13 protein-coding genes are annotated in these 17,088 nt (G+C 72.2%); 7 read left to right on the forward strand and 6 right to left on the reverse strand.

Features of this window, described 5'->3' with window-relative positions:
- Positions 1-84: 84 nt before the first annotated feature.
- Positions 85-1,182 (forward strand): glycerophosphodiester phosphodiesterase, encoded by a 1,098-nt coding sequence (locus ACBJ59_RS03170; RefSeq protein ID WP_375108638.1) that lies wholly within the window; start codon positions 85-87, stop codon positions 1,180-1,182.
- Between the two features lie 2 nt (positions 1,183-1,184).
- Here ACBJ59_RS03170 and ACBJ59_RS03175 read toward each other — a convergent pair whose 3' ends face one another.
- Positions 1,185-2,006 (reverse strand): DUF1206 domain-containing protein, encoded by an 822-nt coding sequence (locus tag ACBJ59_RS03175; RefSeq protein ID WP_375108639.1) that lies wholly within the window; start codon positions 2,004-2,006, stop codon positions 1,185-1,187.
- Between the two features lie 105 nt (positions 2,007-2,111).
- Between ACBJ59_RS03175 and ACBJ59_RS03180 the strand changes: the two genes are divergently transcribed.
- The 4 genes from ACBJ59_RS03180 to ACBJ59_RS03195 all read left to right on the forward strand — a co-directional run bounded on the left by ACBJ59_RS03180 (position 2,112) and on the right by ACBJ59_RS03195 (position 7,504).
- Complete coding sequence (locus ACBJ59_RS03180) at positions 2,112-3,587, forward strand: tetratricopeptide repeat protein (RefSeq protein ID WP_375108640.1); 1,476 nt, start codon at positions 2,112-2,114, stop codon at positions 3,585-3,587.
- 11 nt (positions 3,588-3,598) lie between these two features.
- Positions 3,599-4,420 carry a PIG-L family deacetylase gene (locus tag ACBJ59_RS03185; RefSeq protein WP_364124990.1) on the forward strand — a complete coding sequence of 274 codons (822 nt, stop codon included), beginning with the start codon at positions 3,599-3,601 and terminating at the stop codon, positions 4,418-4,420.
- Positions 4,421-4,602: 182 nt separating this feature from the next.
- On the forward strand, positions 4,603-5,604 hold the full coding sequence (locus ACBJ59_RS03190) for a glycoside hydrolase family 11 protein (RefSeq protein ID WP_375108641.1): 1,002 nt from the start codon (positions 4,603-4,605) through the stop codon (positions 5,602-5,604).
- A 205-nt stretch (positions 5,605-5,809) separates the two neighbouring features.
- Positions 5,810-7,504 carry a PQQ-dependent sugar dehydrogenase gene (locus tag ACBJ59_RS03195; RefSeq protein ID WP_375108642.1) on the forward strand — a complete coding sequence of 565 codons (1,695 nt, stop codon included), beginning with the start codon at positions 5,810-5,812 and terminating at the stop codon, positions 7,502-7,504.
- A gap of 66 nt (positions 7,505-7,570) precedes the next feature.
- Here ACBJ59_RS03195 and ACBJ59_RS03200 read toward each other — a convergent pair whose 3' ends face one another.
- Positions 7,571-8,533: a helix-turn-helix domain-containing protein gene (locus ACBJ59_RS03200; RefSeq protein WP_364124981.1), complete on the reverse strand. Its 963-nt coding sequence runs from the start codon at positions 8,531-8,533 to the stop codon at positions 7,571-7,573.
- A gap of 229 nt (positions 8,534-8,762) precedes the next feature.
- On the opposite strand from ACBJ59_RS03200, the gene ACBJ59_RS03205 reads away from it, so the two are divergent.
- Entirely contained in the window at positions 8,763-12,101 is a 3,339-nt protein-coding gene (locus ACBJ59_RS03205; RefSeq protein ID WP_375108643.1) for a S8 family serine peptidase, read from the forward strand.
- Between the two features lie 35 nt (positions 12,102-12,136).
- Here the strand turns inward: ACBJ59_RS03205 and ACBJ59_RS03210 are convergent, their stop codons facing one another.
- Genes ACBJ59_RS03210 through ACBJ59_RS03225 form a run of 4 tightly spaced genes read right to left on the reverse strand, consistent with a single transcriptional unit; the run spans position 12,137 to position 15,947 of the window.
- On the reverse strand, positions 12,137-13,141 hold the full coding sequence (locus ACBJ59_RS03210) for a LacI family DNA-binding transcriptional regulator (RefSeq protein ID WP_375108644.1): 1,005 nt from the start codon (positions 13,139-13,141) through the stop codon (positions 12,137-12,139).
- Between the two features lie 24 nt (positions 13,142-13,165).
- The gene (locus tag ACBJ59_RS03215) at positions 13,166-13,978 is read right to left on the reverse strand and encodes an ATP-binding cassette domain-containing protein (RefSeq protein ID WP_364124973.1); all 813 of its coding nucleotides are present in this window, start codon (positions 13,976-13,978) and stop codon (positions 13,166-13,168) included.
- Positions 13,975-14,937, reverse strand: coding sequence for an ABC transporter permease (locus ACBJ59_RS03220; RefSeq protein WP_364124970.1), 963 nt, complete (start codon positions 14,935-14,937; stop codon positions 13,975-13,977). The genes ACBJ59_RS03215 and ACBJ59_RS03220 overlap by 4 nt, the downstream gene beginning before the upstream one ends.
- Before the next feature lie 11 nt (positions 14,938-14,948).
- A complete protein-coding gene (locus tag ACBJ59_RS03225; protein ID WP_375108645.1) occupies positions 14,949-15,947 on the reverse strand; it encodes a sugar ABC transporter substrate-binding protein in 999 nt (332 codons plus the stop codon).
- A 150-nt stretch (positions 15,948-16,097) separates the two neighbouring features.
- On the opposite strand from ACBJ59_RS03225, the gene ACBJ59_RS03230 reads away from it, so the two are divergent.
- Positions 16,098-17,042 (forward strand): carbohydrate kinase, encoded by a 945-nt coding sequence (locus ACBJ59_RS03230; RefSeq protein ID WP_375108646.1) that lies wholly within the window; start codon positions 16,098-16,100, stop codon positions 17,040-17,042.
- The last annotated feature ends 46 nt before the right edge of the window (positions 17,043-17,088 follow it).

Raw genomic sequence — 17,088 nt, forward strand, 5'->3', positions numbered from 1 at the left:
CGCTGGAAAGGGACGTACGCGCACGTCCACCACTGTGTGCCCACCCGTAACTCGCGGTCCACCTCGGAGGTCTACCGTGCGCGCATGACGATGCGCAGGTTACTCGCGAGCGTGCTGTCCGCCGCCCTTGCCGGCGGTACGGTCGCCGTCGTGCTGACCCAGACCCCTCCCGCCACGGCCGAGCGCCGTGGCCAGGCCCCGATCGTGATCGCCCACCGGGGCGCCAGCGCCCACCGGCCGGAGCACACCCTCCTGTCGTACGAGGCCGCCATCGCGATGGGCGCCGACTACATCGAGCCCGACCTCGTCTCCACCAAGGACCACGTGCTGGTGGCCAGGCACGAGAACGAGATCTCCGGCACCACCGACGTGGCCGCGCACCCGGAGTTCGCCGACCGGCGCACCACCAAGACCGTGGACGGCCGGCCGGTCACCGGCTGGTTCACCGAGGACTTCACGCTGGCCGAGCTGAAGACGCTGCGCGCCAAGGAGCGCGTCCCCGATCTGCGGCCGGACAACAGCGCGTTCGACGGGCTGGCGGAGATCCCGACGTTCGAGGAGGTCGTGCAGCTCGCGCTCAAGCACGGCGTCGGCGTCTACCCCGAGACCAAGCACCCCACCTACTTCGACTCCGCCGGCCTGTCGCTGGAGGAGCCGCTGCTCGACGTGCTGAACCGCTACCACGTGCGCAAGGCGTACATCCAGTCCTTCGAGACGGCGAACCTGCGTGACCTGCGCGGCAGGACGCGGCTGCCGCTGATCCAGCTCATCACGTTCGGCGGCGCCCCCTACGACTGGGTCGCCGCCGGCAGCACGCGCACGTACGACGACATGGTGAAGCCGGACGGGCTGCGCGAGGTCGCCTCCTACGCGAGCGGGATCGGCGTGGACACCCGGCGCGTCGTGCCGGTGGACGCCGCCACGGGCCGGACGCTGGAGCCCACCACGCTCGTCGCGGACGCCCACCGCAGGCGGCTCGACGTGCACGTCTGGACGGTACGCAACGAGAACTCCCAGCTCCCCGCCGACTACCGGCTGGGCAACCCGGCCAGCCCCGTCTACCAGCGGGCGACCGGGAACGTGATGGGCTGGCTGTCCAGGCTGGTCGAGCTGGGCGTCGACGGCGCGTTCTGCGACGACCCGGCCATGGGCCGGGCCGTGGTGGCCAAGCGCTCGGCCTGACGCTACGAGGTCCGGCGCCAGCGGGACTCGCCGAAGCAGTAACCGGCGAACAGCAGCACCCCCAGCGCCACCACCACCAGCAGCCAGGCCCCGGCGGGCGTGTCGGCGAACTGCCTGAGCGTCGCGTCGATGCCGCCCGCCTTGTCCGCATCGTAGGTGATCGCCGCCTGGACGACGAAGATCCCGGCCAGCGCGGCGATCGCTCCCCGGGCGACGTACCCGCCGAGCCCGAGCCGGTCCATCACGGAGCGGGCCCGGGGGGACATGCGCCCGCGGTCGAGCTCCTCCCTGAAGCCCTTCGTGACGCCCCTGCGCACCCAGTACGCGCCGAGCACGACGAAGCCGAGCCCGATCGCGCCGACGATGAACGGCCCGGCCGGCAGGGCGAGCAGCTTGGCCGTCAGGTCCTGCGACTTCTGGTCGTCCGAGGTGGCCTTGCTCGTGGTCAGCACGCTGATCAGGGTGAAGAAGACCAGGACGTAGACCACCACCCGCGCGACCGACTCGCCCCTTTCGAGGGCCTTGCCGTGGCCGAACACGGCCTCCGACGCCTGCCACAACGCCAGCGCGGCGAACCCGGCCGTCATGATCCATAACAGCACGGCACCGAAGGGCAGCGCGGCGAGCGTGGAGATGGCACCCGCCTTGTCGGCCTCCTTCGACCCGTCGCCGGCGGCGATCTGCAGGGCCACCACGCCGATCAGCGCGTACAGCACCCCGCGGCAGGCCAGGCCCACCCGGGTCAGCACGGTCATCGGCCGGCTGGCGGCCGCCCGCCGCGTCGCGTCCTTCGCCTCGTGGCCCGCCTGTTCCGCAGTGTTCACCGTTCCTCCAAGAGGTTGCCGGAAGAATCCCGAGTGCCCTGGAATCGGCGCTCTACGCCTCGGCGGCCAGGTGCCGGGGCCCGGTTCGCTGGTTACATTGGACCGGTGAGCCACGATCAGCACGGCCTGGCGATGACGGGGGCGAGCGCCGGGGCCGTCCGGCACTACGACCGGGCCATCGACGAGTTGCTGCACTTCCGGGCCGAGGTGGACGCCGAGGCCAACGCCGCGCTGGCCGAGTCGCCCGACTTCGCGATGGGCAACGTGCTGGCGGCCTACCTGGGGCTGCTGACCACCGAGGTCGAGGACGCGCGCACGGCGCGGGCGCGGTTCGGGGCCTTCCGGCGCAGGATCGACGAGACCGCGCTGCTCCCCCGCGAGCGCGCGCACCTGGCCGCCGTGGGCGCCCTGCTCGACGGCGACTTCCTGACCTGCGGGGCGCTGCTCGGCGAGATCGCGGTGGAGCATCCGCGCGACGCCCTGGCGCTGGCCGCCGGGCACCAGATCGACTTCTTCACCGGCGACGCGCGCATGCTGCGCGACCGGATCGGCGGCGCGCTGACCTCCTGGCGGGAGGACGACCCGCACTTCGGGCACATGCTCGGCATGTACGCCTTCGGCCTGGAGGAGGCCGGACACTACGACCGGTCCGAGGAGGTCGGGCTGCGGGCGGTGGAGCTGAACCCGCGCGACGTGTGGGGCATCCACGCGGTGGTGCACACGTACGAGATGCAGGGGCGCTTCGGCCAGGGGCTGCGCTACCTCGACGCGCGGGTGCCCGACTGGTCCACCGGGACGTTCTTCAACGTCCACAGCTGGTGGCACTACTGCCTGTACGCGCTGGAGAGCGGCGACGTGGGGCGGGTGCTGGCGATCTACGACGCGGTGCTGGCGGACGGGCAGTCGAGCATGGAACTGCTCGACGCCGCGGCGCTGCTGTGGCGGCTCCATCTGGAGGGCTCCGACCAGTCCGGACGCTGGCGGGCGCTGGCCGAGGCGTGGCCGCCGCGCGTGGCGGAGCCGTTCTACGCGTTCAACGACATGCACGCGGTGATGTCGTACGTGGGGGCCGGGCGGATCGGGGACGCGGAGAAGCTGATCGCGGGGCGGGAGGCGTACGTGGCGGCGCCGCGGCCCGGGGTGACCAACCACGACATGACGCTCCGGGTGGGGCTGCCGGTGTGCCGGGCGATCGTGGCCTTCGGGCGCGGCGACTACGGGTGCGTGGTGGACCTGCTCCATCCCATCAGGCACCGGGTCAACGAGTTCGGCGGCAGCCACGCGCAGCGCGACGCCGTGCAGCGCACGCTGCTGGAGGCGGCCCTGCGGGCGGGGCGGCGGGAGCTGGCCAGGACGCTGGTGAGCGAGCGGATCAGCGTGCGGCCGTGCAGCCCGTACAACTGGCTCAAGCAGGCGTCCCTGGCCGACGCGCTGGGCGACGGCGCGGCGGCGGCGCTCGCGCGGCGGCGGGCGGACGAGCTCGCCCGCGGCGAGCCGGGCGGGTCCGGCGGGTCCGGCGGATACGAGCGGGACCGCCGGTCCGGGCAGGACGTCTCCGGGACTGTCGGAGCCGGCGAGTAGTGTTGCCACCCATGGATCGGCAACTCACCCTGATGGTCGTGCACGCCCACCCCGACGACGAATGCCTGAGCACCGGCGGCATCCTCGCCCGCTACACCGAGGAGGGCATCCGCACGGTCCTGGTCACCTGCACCAACGGCGAGCAGGGCGACGACGAGGGCGGTGTCAAGCCGGGCGAGCCCGGTCACGACGACGCGGCCGTGGCCCGGCGGCGGCTGGCGGAGCTGCGCGAGTCGGTGGCCCACCTGGGCATCGACCATCTGGAGCTGCTCGGCTACCGCGACTCCGGCATGGAGGGCTGGGACGCCAACGCCCACGCCGACGCGTTCACCAACATCCCGGTCGAGACGGCCGCCGCCCGGCTCGCCGCGCTCATGGAGCACTACCGCCCGCAGGTCGTGGTGACCTACGACGAGACGGGCGGCGGCGGCTACGGCCACCCCGACCACGTGCAGACCCACCGCATCACCGTGGCCGCCACCGAGCGGAGCGGCATTCCCGACAAGCTCTACTACACGGCCATCCCCAGGGCCGCCATCAAGCGCATGTTCGAGCTGATGCGCGAGCACGGCGTCGAGCTCGGCGACTTCGAGCCCTCCGACGACTTCGGCACCCCCGACGAGCGGGTGACCAGCATCGTCGACGTCACCCCCTACGTCGAGCGCAAGCTCAAGGCCCTGCAGGCCCACGAGAGCCAGGGGGAGAACATCTTCCTGCTGCGCATGCCGGAGGAGGCGCAGCAGCAGGCGTTCTCGCACGAGGCGTTCGAGCGGGTGCTGAGCAAGGTGGCCGTGCACGGCCACGAGGAGGACCTGTTCGCGGGCCTGCGCTGAACCCCACCCCGATCCGGGGTTTTTCGGGACACATACGAAACTTTCATCGGCCCGTTCGCCCCAGCGAGCAGGGCCGATGCCTTTTCCATGCTCGCACCGGTTTCACTGATCGTTGACAGCACCGTGAGGCGGCCCGATACTTTCGCCAACATACCGATACTTTCGGCGAAGGGAGCCCGCTCATGAACGACGCCCCCGCCCACCCGAGGCGCCGCAGACGCGGCCGCATCAGACGGATCTTCGGCGGCGCCTGCGCCCTGGCGCTGGTCCTGTCCGCGACGATGCTGCACGGCACCGCCAACGCCGACACGACCGTGACCACGAACCAGACCGGCACCGACAACGGCTACTTCTATTCGTTCTGGACCGACAGCTCCGGCACGGTCTCCATGAACCTGGCGGCCGGCGGCAACTACAGCACCACATGGCGCAACACCGGGAACTTCGTCGCCGGCAAGGGCTGGAACCCCGGCGGGCGCCGGACCGTGAGCTATTCGGGCAGCTTCAACCCGTCCGGCAACGCCTACCTGACGCTCTACGGGTGGACGAGGAACCCGCTCGTGGAGTACTACATCGTCGACAACTGGGGCACCTACCGGCCCACGGGAACGTACAAGGGCACGGTCACCAGCGACGGCGGCACGTACGACATCTACCAGACGACGCGCTACAACGCCCCCTCCATCGAGGGCACCAGGACGTTCAACCAGTACTGGAGCGTCCGGCAGTCGAAGAAGACCGGCGGGACCATCACGTCCGGCAACCACTTCGACGCGTGGGCCCGTAATGGCATGAGCCTGGGCACCCACGACTACATGATCCTCGCCACCGAGGGTTACCAGAGCAGCGGCAACTCCAACATCACGGTGGGCGGCTCCTCCGGCGGCGGTGGCGGGGGCGGAGGCGGCGGGGGCGGCGGCGGTTGCACCGCCACGCTGTCCGCGGGCCAGCAGTGGAGCGACCGGTACAACCTCAACGTCGCGGTCAGCGGTTCGAGCAACTGGACCGTGACGATGAACGTGCCGTCCCCGGCGAAGGTCCTGTCCACCTGGAACATCAGCGCCAGCTATCCCAGCGCCCAGGTGCTGACCGCCAGACCCAACGGCAGCGGCAACAACTGGGGTGTGACGATCCAGCACAACGGCAACTACACCTGGCCTTCGGTCTCCTGCAGCGCGGGCTGACCGCCCGGCCCCCGCACCACCGCCCACGGCGCGGCGGCCCGCGACCGCCGCGCCTTGGTCAGCTCGCTGTTTCGTGGAAAGTTTCACCGCCGGGTGGCCATAGCCGCAGATAGCCGAATCACGCCGGTCACGCTGGTTGTGATCGAACGTCACGAGGCCTACGGTGCTGACATCCGCATCCGGTGATCCAGTCAAGGAGTCCGTCATGCGCGCCCGTGTCATCCGTGCCCGGGTCATCCAGGCACTAGTCCTGACCCTGCTGGCCCTGGGGATCAACGTCCCGCAGGCCCGAGCCCAGGTGGTGGGAGGTTTCGACTTCTCCCGGGCGGAAGTGTCGGTCACGGGACTGCAGGTTCCGTGGGCGATGGCGTTCCTGCCGGACGGCAGCGCGCTGGTCTCCGAGCGGAACTCGGGGCGCATCGTCCAGGTTCGCCCCGGCCAGGCGCCGGTCCAGGTGGCCACGATCAGCGGGGTGAGCGCCTCGGGTGAGAGCGGCCTGCTGGGCATCGCCGTGTCGCCGACGTACGCGCAGGACGGCTGGGTGTACGCCTACTTCACCAGCACGAGTGGCGACAACCGCCTGGTCAGGCTGCAGTTGAGCGCACCACAGACACAGACGGTGATCTTCTCCGGCGTCCCGAGCGCGACGATCCACGACGGCGGCCGCATCGCCTTCGGCCCGGACGGCCTGCTGTACGTGGCCACCGGCGACGCCGGCACCACCGCCAACGCCCAGAACCTCAACAGCCCGGCCGGCAAGATCCTCCGCATGACGCCCACGGGCGGCGTGCCGACCGGCAACCCGTTCCCGAACTCCCGTGTCTGGAGCTACGGCCACCGCAACGTCCAGGGCCTGGCCTGGGACGGGCAGGGCCGGATGTACGCCACCGAGTTCGGCCAGAACACCTGGGACGAGGTCAACCAGATCGTCGCCGGCGGCAACTACGGCTGGCCCACCTGCGAGGGCACCTGCGGCAACGCCTCCTTCCGCGACCCGATCGTCACCTGGACCACGGCCCAGGCGTCGCCGAGCGGGCTGGCGTACGCCAACAACACGCTCTTCGCGGCGGCGCTGCGCGGCCAGCGGCTCTGGGCCGTGCCGCTGAGCGCCACCGGCACGCCGGGCACGCCGGTGGCCGAGCTCCAGTCCACCTACGGCCGGCTGCGCTCGGTGGCGCTCGGGCCGGACGGCTGGCTCTGGGTGGGCACCAGCAACCGGGACGGCCGCGGCACCCCGGTGGCCCAGGACGACCGGATCATCCGCGTCCCGCCGGCCACGACCGGCGGCGACACCTCCCCGCCGACCGCCCCCGCCGGCCTGGCCGCCTCGGGGACGACCGCCACCTCCACCACCCTGACCTGGACCGCCTCGACCGACGACGTGGGCGTGACGGGCTACGACGTGCTGCGCGCACCCGGCACGTCCGGCGGCGCCTTCGCCCAGGTGGGCACGTCCGCGACCACCTCGTACACAGACACGGGCCTGAGCGCGGGCACCGCCTACCGCTACCAGGCCCGCGCCCGCGACGCGGCGGGCAACCTCTCCCCCGTGTCCGGCACGGTCACGGTCACCACCACCGGCGGCGGCACGACGGGCGGCTGCACGGCGACGGCGGCCACCCAGACGCAGTGGGGCAACGGGTACGTGATCCAGCCGGTCACCGTCGCCAACACCGGCACCTCCCAGGTGACCGGCTGGACGGTGACGTTCACGCTGCCCGCCGGCCACACCGTCACCGGCTCCTGGAACGCCACGCTGACCACCGCGGGCCAGACCGTCACGGCCAGGAGCGCCGGCCACAACGGCACGCTCGCCCCCGGCCAGAGCACCACGTTCGGCTTCCAGGCCGGCCGCCCGAACGGCAACACCCAGCTGCCCTCCGGCTACCAGTGCGCCTGATCGGGTCCGGCCGGGCCGGCTCGCCCCAGCCGATCAGCTGCGGCCGGGCCGGCTCGCCCCGGCCGATCAGATCCAGCCGCGCCGGGTCGCCTCCATGGCGACCTGGAAGCGGGTCTGCGCGCCCAGCCGCCGCATGAGCTTCGTGATGTGCCGTTGCACCGTCCGCTCGCTCCAGCCCAGCGCGCGGCTGGCCGCCTTGTCCGTCGCCCCCGACGCCAGCAGCGTCAGCAGCCGCTCCTCGTCCTGCGACAGCTCACCGCCGGGCGCCGTCAGCCGCACCGGCACGCTGCGCTCCCACAGCGCCTCGAACAGCGCCACCAGCGCGTCCAGCAGCGGCGACGGGTGGATCAGGTACGAGGCCGCGACCACGTCGTCGCCGGCCCGCAGCAGCGGGATGATCGCCAGCCGGTCGTCCGAGATCGCCAGCTTCATCGGCACGGCGGCGATCCTGGCCTGCTCCCCGTGCTGCATCCCGGCCGTGACGTCCTCCAGCCAGCCGGGCAGCTCCAGCACGCTGGTGTCGTAGATGACGCGATATCTCACCCCGCGCCGGAGCAGGTTGAGCTCGATCGGGTTCGACTCCGTGTGCTCCTGCGGCGCGGCGTACGGCGGCCGGTCGAAGCCGCGGATCTGGGCCCGCGTGTCGTGCTGCATCTGCACCCACCGGTGGTTCACCTCGTCGCGGCCCGAGACCACCTCGATCAGTTCCCCGGGGTGGGCGAAGCGGGTGTTGGCCCGGTAGACGTCCATGAGCGCGCGGATGTGCGCGCGGACGCCGTCCAGCTCCCGCTCGCGCTCGCGCAGGATGGCCTCCAGGCTGCTGTCCGGCGAGACGGCGACGTAGCGGGTGGGGCGGCCGGTCGAGCGGGTGGCCAGCCCCAGGTCGACCAGGGACTGCAGGGTGCGCCGCGCGGCCGGGGCCGGGAGGTGGCAGTCGGCGACGATCTCCGCGACCGTCGCCTGGGTGCGCCGGACGAGCGCGTGGTAGACCTCCTCGTCCTGACGGCCGAGCCCGATCGCCTCGAACAAGCCCACCTCCGGGTGTCGGATTCACGTCACATGACAGAAACTCGTCACTAACGGATCTTGTCAGGAAACAGCGGATGATGTCAGCGTTCTTGAGCACCATCGGCCCCTGTGGCCACGTGAACGAAGGAGCGTCATGCCGCTGTCCCCCCGCCGTTCCCCTGGGCGACGCCTGCTCGCGGCCGTCTTACCAGCCGTATTACTGACTTCCGGGACGTTCGGGGCTTTCGGGATGCTCGCGAGCCCGGCCACGGCGGCGGAACCCGTCACCGCCGAGCCCGCGCCCCAGCCGAAGATCGACGCCAAGCTCGCCGAACAGATGAAGAGCGCCCGCGGCCGCCTGGAGGCGGCCGTCGTGCTGCGCACCGTGCAGGACCCGCCCGAGCCGGAATCAGCCGCTGAGGCGCGCGCCGCCCTGAAGGCGAGCGCCGCGCCCGTGCAGGAGCCGATCGTCCAGTTCGTCCAGTCGCGCGGCGACCAGGTGGTCAACACGTTCTGGCTGAAGAACATGGTCCTGGTACGCGCCACGCCCGCCACCCTGGCCGCCCTGGCCGAGCTCGACCTGGTCGACCGGATCATCCCCAACTTCACCCTGACCGCCCCCGAGCCCGGCAGGGGCGCCACCCCCAGGGCCACCGCCGCGGACGCCGCCACCTGGGGCATCGCCAAGATCGGCGCCGACCGGGTGCGCGGCGAGCGCGGCCTGACCGGCAAGGGGGTGCGCGTGGCCGTGCTCGACACGGGCATCGACGCCACCCACCCCGACCTCAAGGGCAAGCTGGTCACCGCCGACGCCGCGGACCCGAAGCACCCGGGCGGCTGGATCGAGTTCGGCCCCGACGGCAAGCCGGTGCCGACGGAGCCGCACGACAGCAGCTACCACGGCACGCACGTGGCGGGCACGATCGCCGGCGGCGACGCGTCCGGCACGCAGATCGGGGTCGCGCCCGGCGCCGAGCTGATGGCCGGGCTGGTCATCCCGGGCGGCTCCGGCACGCTCGCGCAGGTGATCGCGGGCATGCAGTGGGCGCTGGCGCCCTACGCGGCCGACGGCAGGCCGGCGGGCAAGCCCGCCGACGTGGTCAGCATGTCGCTGGGCGCGGAGGGCTACGCCGACGAGCTGATCGAGCCGGCCAGGAACATCCACCGCGCCGGCGCGTTCCCCTCCTTCGCCATCGGCAACGACTGCGCCGAGGGCCAGTCGGGCAGCCCGGGCAACGTGTACGAGGCCGTGGCCGTGGGCGCGACCGACGTCAACGACGAGGTGCCGGACTTCTCCTGCGGCGGCGTGGTCAAGCACACCGACTGGTTCGCCGCGCCGCCGGAGTGGCCGGACTCGTACGTCGTGCCGGACGTCTCCGCCCCCGGCGTGGACGTGGTGTCGGCCATGCCCGGCGGCCAGTACGCCGCGCTGAACGGCACCTCGATGGCCACCCCGCACGTGTCCGGCACGGTCGCGCTCATGCTGGAGGCCCGCCCGGACCTGACCGTGGACGCGGCCGAGGAGATCCTGGCCGGCACGTCGGTCTCCGACGACCGCTACGGCCCGCGCCCGAACGCCCGCGTCGGCCAGGGCCGCATCGACGCCTACGCCGCCGTCGCCGAGGCGGCGCTCAAGAGCGGCGTGCGCGGCACCGTCATCGACGGGCGCAGCCGCCGGCCGCTGGCCGGCGTGCGGGTCGTCAGGGCGGACGGGCGCGGCACCGAGACCGGCGCCGACGGGCGCTTCGAGCTGCGGCTCGCGCCGGGCGAGCACGAGCTGACGCTGTCCAGGTTCGGGTACGAGACGGGGTCCGAGACCTTCCGCGTCAAGGCGGACCGGCTCTCCGACGTGCGCCTGGAGCTGGAGCGGACCCGCTGGAGCACGATCTCGGGCCGGGTGGCCTACGAGCCGACCGGCTCGACCGTGCCCGGCGCCACGGTCACGGTGCTCGGCGTGCCCGACGAGCTGGCGGGCACGACCGACGCGAGCGGACGGTACACGATCAAGGACGTGCCCGCCGGCGAGTACCAGGTCTCCGCGCACGCCCCCGGCGTGTCGAGGTCGGACCCGGTGGCCGTCACCGTGGGCCGCCGCCCCGCGACCGCCGACGTCACGCTGCCGCGGCGGCCGCGGACCGACCGGGTGTCCCTCGGCTCGGACGGGCGGCAGGGCAACCACGACGCGTGGTGGCCGGAGATGAGCGGCGACGGGAGCGTGGTGGTGTTCGCCAGTTTCGCCTCCAACCTCGCCGACGACCAGGACACCAACGGCGAGCTGGACATCTTCGCCACCGACCTGCGTACCCGGGTGACCGAGCGGGTCTCGGTGCCGACCGGCGGCGGGCTGGCCGACGCGTTCTCCCTGTCTCCCACGGTCAGCAGGGACGGGCGGTTCGTCGGCTTCAACAGCGGGGCGGCCAACCTCGTACCGGGTGATGGCAACGGCATGACCGACTCCTTCGTGCGCGACCGGCGGACGGGGACGACCGAGATGGTCTCGGTGTCGTCCGAGGGCACGCCCGGGGACGGGATCTCGGGCGCGCCCAGGCTCAGCGCGGACGGCCGCTTCGCGGTCTTCGACAGCGGCGCGGCCAACCTGGTGCCGGGCGACACGAACGAGCGCAACGACGTGTTCCTGCGCGACCGCCAGACCGGCAGGACGGAGCGGATCTCCGTCGCCCAGGACGGCTCGCAGGTGAACGGGAACGCGCGCGAGGCGACGATCAGCGCCGACGGCCGGTACGTGGCCTTCCAGAGCGACGCCGCGGACCTGGTGCCCGGCGACGACAACGGGGTGATCGACTCCTTCGTGCTCGACCGGCAGAGCGGGACGCTGAAGCGGGTGACGGGGCCGTACCCGGACACCGACACCTCCGCGCCGGTGATCAGCGCCGGCGGGACCGCGCTGGCCTTCGGCAACGGCGTGGGGCTCGGCGAGATCTACGTGCACGACCTGACCACCGGCAGGTCCCGGATGGTGTCGGCGACCCTGGACGGCAAGCCCTCCAACGCGCTGACCTTCGCCCCCTCGCTGTCCGCCGACGGCGGCAAGGTCGTCTTCTACAGCGACTCGGGCGAGCTGGTCAGCGGCGACGCCAACAACCGCAGCGACATCTTCCTGCGCGACGTGGCGGCCGGCACCACCACGCGGATCTCCGCCGGTCCCCGGGGCGAGGAGGGCGACGGCCGGGCCGACCTGCCGTCGATCAGCGACGACGGGCGGTACGTGGCCTTCGAGAGCACCTCGGCCAACCTGGTCGAGGGCGACACCAACAAGCGGTCCGACGTGTTCGTGCACGACCTGGTGGCCGGGCCGGAGGCGCTGTTCGCGGTGGGCGGCCTGGAGGTCTCGCCGGCCGTGTCCCGGTCGGGGCGCGTGGAGGTCCGGGCCGTGGTGAAGAACGTGGGCGAGCTCGCGGGCTCGTACGAGGCCGTGCTGCGCGTGAACGGCGAGGAGGACCAGCGGCGCAGCCTGACGCTGGCGCCCGGCCGGAGCACGCGGGTCTCGTTCGGCCTGCGGCGGAGCGAGGCGGGCATCTACACCGTCGTGCTCGGGCCGCTGACCGGGCAGTTCACGGTCAAGCGCTGACCATCGGGGGCCGTCCGGAGCGGGCGGCCCCACCTTCACGGGGGCAGCTCGCCGGAGCCGCGCACGATCAGCCGGGTCGGCACGGTGGCCCGGCGGGCCTTCGACCGGTCGCCGTCCAGCCGCGACAGCACCAGCTCCGCCGCCGCGGCCCCGACCGCCGCCGGGTCCTGGGCCACCACCGTCAGCGGCGGATCGAGCACCTCGGCCAGCGGCAGGTCGTCGAACCCGACCAGCGCCACGTCCTTGCGCCCCGCCCGCGACAGCGCCACCACCGCCCCCATGGAGGCGAAGTTGTTGCCGGTGAACAGCGCCGTCGGCGGATCGGGCAGGGCTAACAGGCGCAGCGTGGCGCCGGCCGCGGCCTCCAGGTCGTGCCCGGTCTCCACCAGCGCGCGGTCGAACGGCAGGCCGGCGCCGTCGAGCGCGTCGCGGTAGCCCTGGAAGCGCTCGCGGCGGGTGTAGAGGGCGGCGGGCAGGTCGCCGACGAAGCCGATCCTGCGGTGGCCGTGGGCGATCAGGTGGGCGACGCCGGCCCGCGAGCCCTCCCGGTTGGCGCTGACCACGCAGTCGGCGGTCAGGCCGACGGACGGGCGGTCGAGGAAGACGATCGGCAGCCCGGCCACCCGCTCCGAGCGCAGGTGCCGGTGGTCGCTGGCGGCGGCCGGGACGACCATGAGGGCGCTCACCCGGCGGGCCAGGAACGTGGCGATGAGCGACTGTTCCAGATCGGCCGACTCGTCGGAGGAGCCGACGATGAGCGTGAGCCCCCGGGCGCGCACGGCGCTCTCGACGCCGCCCGCGAGCGTGCCGAAGAACGGGTTGCCCATCTCGGGGATGACCAGGCCGATCGCGGCGTCCCGCGCGCCGACCCGCATGTTGCGGGCCATGAGGTTGGGCTGGTAGCCCAGCTTGCGGACCGCGGCCATGACCCGCTCGCGCGTCTCCACGGCGACCGGGCCCTCGTCGTTGAGCACCCGGGAGACGGTCTTCGCGGTGACTCCGACCTCACGGGCCACATCTGTCATCGTCGGACGCCGCATTCCGCTCATGCTAGTGGCCCGTCATCAGGACAGCCCGATCGCCTCCGCCGCGTCCTTGTCCGCGACGACCGACTTGCCCTCCGACATCTGGAGCGCGCCGGTCATGATGGCCACCACCTCGGCCATGCTGTGGTCGCGCGGGCTGATCTCGGCGACCCTGCGGCCCAGGCGCTGGACGTGGATGCGGTCGGCGAGCTCGAACACGTGCGGCATGTTGTGGCTGATCAGCACCACCGGCGTGCCCCGGTCGCGGACCTGCCTGATCAGGTCGAGCACCTGGCCGGACTCCTTGACGCCGAGCGCCGCCGTGGGCTCGTCCATGACCACGACGTGCGTCGCCCACGCCACCGCCCTGGCCACGGCCACGCCCTGCCGCTGCCCGCCCGACAGCGACTCGACCGGCTGGGTGAGCGAGCGCAGCCCGATCTTGAGCTCGGCCATGTGCCGGGCCGACTCCTCGCGCATGCGCTTCTTGTCCAGCATCCGGAAGACCGTGCCGAGCAGGCCCGGCTTGCGGATCTCCCGGCCCAGGAACATGTTCGTCGCGATGTCGAGCGAGGCCGCGACCGCGAGGTCCTGGTAGACGGTCTCGATGCCGTGCCGGCGCGCGTCGAGGGGGTCGCGGAAGCGCACCGGCTCGCCGTCGAGCCGGATCTCGCCCGCGTCGGGCTGCAGCGCGCCGGTCAGCGCCTTGATCAGACTCGTCTTGCCCGCGCCGTTGTCGCCGATGACGGCGAGCACCTCGCCGGGCATGAGGTCGAAGTCGGCGCCGTCGAGCGCGACGACGTGGCCGTACTTCTTGACGAGGCCGCGGGCCTGGAGCACCGGTGTGCTCATCGGGTCCTCCTGCGGGAGAGCTGGTCGACGGTGACCGCGAGGATCACCAGGATGCCGGTGATGAGCGTCTGATAGATCGACGGTACGCCCATGAGCTGCAGGCCGTTGCGGAACACCCCCACGATGAGCGCCCCGACGAGCGTCCCCAGCACCAGGCCCCGGCCGCCGAACAGGCTGGTGCCGCCCAGCACGACCGCGGTGATGCTGTCCAGGTTGTCGGTCTGGCCGGCCTGCGGGTCGCCGACGCCGGTGCGGGAGACCAGGAGCAGGGCCGCGATGCCGTACACGAGGCCGGCCAGCGTGTAGACCCCGACGGTCAGCCGGCCGGTCCTGATGCCGGTCAGGCGGGCCACCTCGGGGCTGTTGCCCAGGGCGTACACGTGGCGGCCCCACGCGGTCGAGCCGAGCAGGTACGCGAACAGCAGGAACAGCAGGATCGTCAGCAGCGAGCCGTAGGTGACGTTCGTCTGGCCGAGCTGGAACGTCTGCCCCAGGAACGTCAGCAGCGCGGGCAGCTCGGTCACCGTCTGCTCGTTGGAGTAGATGTGCGTCAGGGCGAACACCACGTTCAGCATGCCCAGCGTCACGATGAACGGCGGCAGCGAGATCCGCGTCACCAGCAGCCCGTTGACCAGCCCGAACCCCGCGCAGACGGTGAGCCCGGCGGCCAGGGCGAGCAGCGGCGGCAGGCCGCTGTCCACGGCCAGCTTGGTCATCACGATCCCGCCGAACGCCATGATCGCGCCGCACGCCAGGTCGATGCCCGCGGTCAGGATGATCAGGGTCTGCCCGATGGCCAGCGTGCCGACCACCATGACCTGCTGGATGATCAGGGAGAAGTTGGGGCCGGTGAAGAACTGGTCGGTGTTGACCCCGAAGAACAGGCAGGCCAGCACGAGCGCGGCCAGCGGCCCGGCGACGGGCGTGGCGACCAGGCGGCGCGGCAGCGGTGCTTCCATCACGGCCATGGTCAGCCCCAGCAGTTGGCCAGGCCGAAGGTGGTGTCCTTGGCCTCGATCCCGGAGACGGCCTTGTCGGTGATGAGCGTGACGCCGGTGTCGGTGTAGCCGCTGGCCTTCTGGCCGCCCTTGGCGAACGTGGCCACGGCCTTGACACCGTCCTCGGCCATCTTGAGCGGGTACTGCTGGCTGGTGGCGGCGATCTGGCCGGACTGCACGGCCTTGGTGCCGGTGCAGCCGCCGTCCACGGAGACGATCAGCACGTCCTTGTCGCGGCCCTTGGCCTTCAGCGCGGTGTGCGCGCCCAGCGCGGCGGGCTCGTTGATGGTGTAGACGAGGTTGATGTCGGGGGCCTTCTGCAGGCAGTTCTCCATGGCGGTCTGGCCCTTGGCCTGGTCGCCGCGGGTGTCCTGGGAGCAGACGATGGACGGGTCGCCCGCCTGGACGCCGAACCCCTTCAGGAAGCCGTCGTGCCTGAGCTGCCCGACGGTGATGCCGGGGGCCAGGTCCAGAGTGGCGATCTTGGCGGGCTTGCCGGCCATGGCGGCCTTGGCGTACTGGCCGATCAGCTCGCCGGCCTTGAAGTTGTCGGTGGCGAACAGCGCGTCGGTGGCTTCCTGGGGCTCGGTGGGGGTGTCGAGGGCGATCACGAGCACGCCCGCGTCCCGCGCCTTCTTGATCGCGGGGACGATGGCCTTGGTGTCGCTCGGGGTGATGAGGATGCCCTTCACGCCGGCCGCGACCATGTTCTCGATGGCGGTGATCTGGGTCGCGTTGTCGCCGTCGAACTTGCCCGCGGCGGTCATCAGCTCCAGGCCGTTGGCCTGGGCGGACTTCTGGGCGCCCTCCTTCATCTTGACGAAGAACGGGTTCGTCTCGGTCTTGGTGATCAGGCCGACCTTGGGGGTGGCGGAGGCCCTCTGCCCGCCTTCGCCGCCACCGCCGCCGCCGCCGCAGCCGGCGACGAGAAGGGCGGTGACCAGGATTCCAACCGGAAGCTTCGCATTCATGGGCGGTTCCTATCAGGGGGTATTCAATGTCATCGTTGACATATGTCAACGTTGACATCGCCTGTGCTGCGATGATGAACTCCGATCCGAGAAACGTCAATGCCCCCGTGCCGTAACGAATCGGCAACGCGCCTACGAGAGGCAGGCCCGATGATCGCTGTCCTGGGCGAGTGCGTCGCCGACGCCTTCACCGACCGTGCGGCGGCCGCGGCGGGCGGCGGAGCGGCGGGCGGGCTGGCGTTACGGGTGCTGCCCGGGGGCGGGCCGGCCAACACGGCGGTGGCGCTCGCGCGGCTCGGCACGCCCGCCCGGTTCCTCGGGCGGATCTCCGGCGACGTCTTCGGCGGCCTGTTCCGGGAGCACCTGACCTCCTCCGGCGTGGACCTGTCGGCGTCCGTCGCCGCCGGGGAGCCCAGCACGCTCGCGGTCGCCGCGCTCGACGCCGACGGCCAGGCCGAGTACACCTTCTACGCCGACGGCACCGCCGACTGGCAGTGGACCCCGTACGAGCTGGACCCGGGCCGCCTCGGACCGGTCGCCTGCCTGCACACCGGCTCGCTCGCCCTGGTCAGGGAGCCGGGCCGGGAGGCGGTGGCGGAGTTCGCCCGCGCGGCGTCGCGGCGGGCCACGATCTCGATCGACCCGAACGTCCGCCCCAGCCTCGCCGCCAAGGACGACTACCAGGTGGCCCGCTGGTGCGAGTGGACCGACATCCTCAAGCTCAGCGCGGACGACCTGGACTTCCTGCTGCCCGGCACCCCGATGGAGCACGCCTGCGACACCTGGCACGCGGCGGGCGCCCGCCTGATCGTGATCACCCGGGGGGCCGACGGGGCGCTGGTCTCCCTCGACGGGGCGCGGGCCGCGGTGCCCGCGCCCCAGGTGGACGTCGTGGACACGGTCGGCGCCGGCGACTCGTTCACGGCGGGCCTGCTGCACGACCTCGGCGCGAGAGGGCTGCTCGGCGGCCGGCTCGACGACCTCGACCTGGAGACGGCCGTGGCGGCGGCGGCGTTCGCGGCGCGGGTGTCGGCGTTGACGTGCTCGGTCGCGGGCGCCGACCCGCCCTGGGCGCACCGGCTCCGTACGGATTGAGGACCGCGGACGACCGGTCGCGCGCGACCGGAAACACCCTCATGAC

The sequence above is a fragment of the Nonomuraea sp. MTCD27 genome (genome assembly GCF_041950495.1).
Taxonomy (GTDB): Bacteria; Actinomycetota; Actinomycetes; order Streptosporangiales; family Streptosporangiaceae; genus Nonomuraea.

Coding starts and splice junctions, on each gene's coding strand:
- ACBJ59_RS03220 (WP_364124970.1), bottom strand. CDS start 14,937: ATGGAAGCACCGCTGCCGCGCCGCCTGGTCGCCACGCCCGTCGCCGGG.
- ACBJ59_RS03185 (WP_364124990.1), top strand. CDS start 3,599: ATGGATCGGCAACTCACCCTGATGGTCGTGCACGCCCACCCCGACGAC.
- ACBJ59_RS03225 (WP_375108645.1), bottom strand. CDS start 15,947: ATGAATGCGAAGCTTCCGGTTGGAATCCTGGTCACCGCCCTTCTCGTC.
- ACBJ59_RS03170 (WP_375108638.1), top strand. CDS start 85: ATGACGATGCGCAGGTTACTCGCGAGCGTGCTGTCCGCCGCCCTTGCC.
- ACBJ59_RS03230 (WP_375108646.1), top strand. CDS start 16,098: ATGATCGCTGTCCTGGGCGAGTGCGTCGCCGACGCCTTCACCGACCGT.
- ACBJ59_RS03205 (WP_375108643.1), top strand. CDS start 8,763: ATGCTCGCGAGCCCGGCCACGGCGGCGGAACCCGTCACCGCCGAGCCC.
- ACBJ59_RS03195 (WP_375108642.1), top strand. CDS start 5,810: ATGCGCGCCCGTGTCATCCGTGCCCGGGTCATCCAGGCACTAGTCCTG.
- ACBJ59_RS03215 (WP_364124973.1), bottom strand. CDS start 13,978: ATGAGCACACCGGTGCTCCAGGCCCGCGGCCTCGTCAAGAAGTACGGC.
- ACBJ59_RS03190 (WP_375108641.1), top strand. CDS start 4,603: ATGAACGACGCCCCCGCCCACCCGAGGCGCCGCAGACGCGGCCGCATC.
- ACBJ59_RS03210 (WP_375108644.1), bottom strand. CDS start 13,141: ATGCGGCGTCCGACGATGACAGATGTGGCCCGTGAGGTCGGAGTCACC.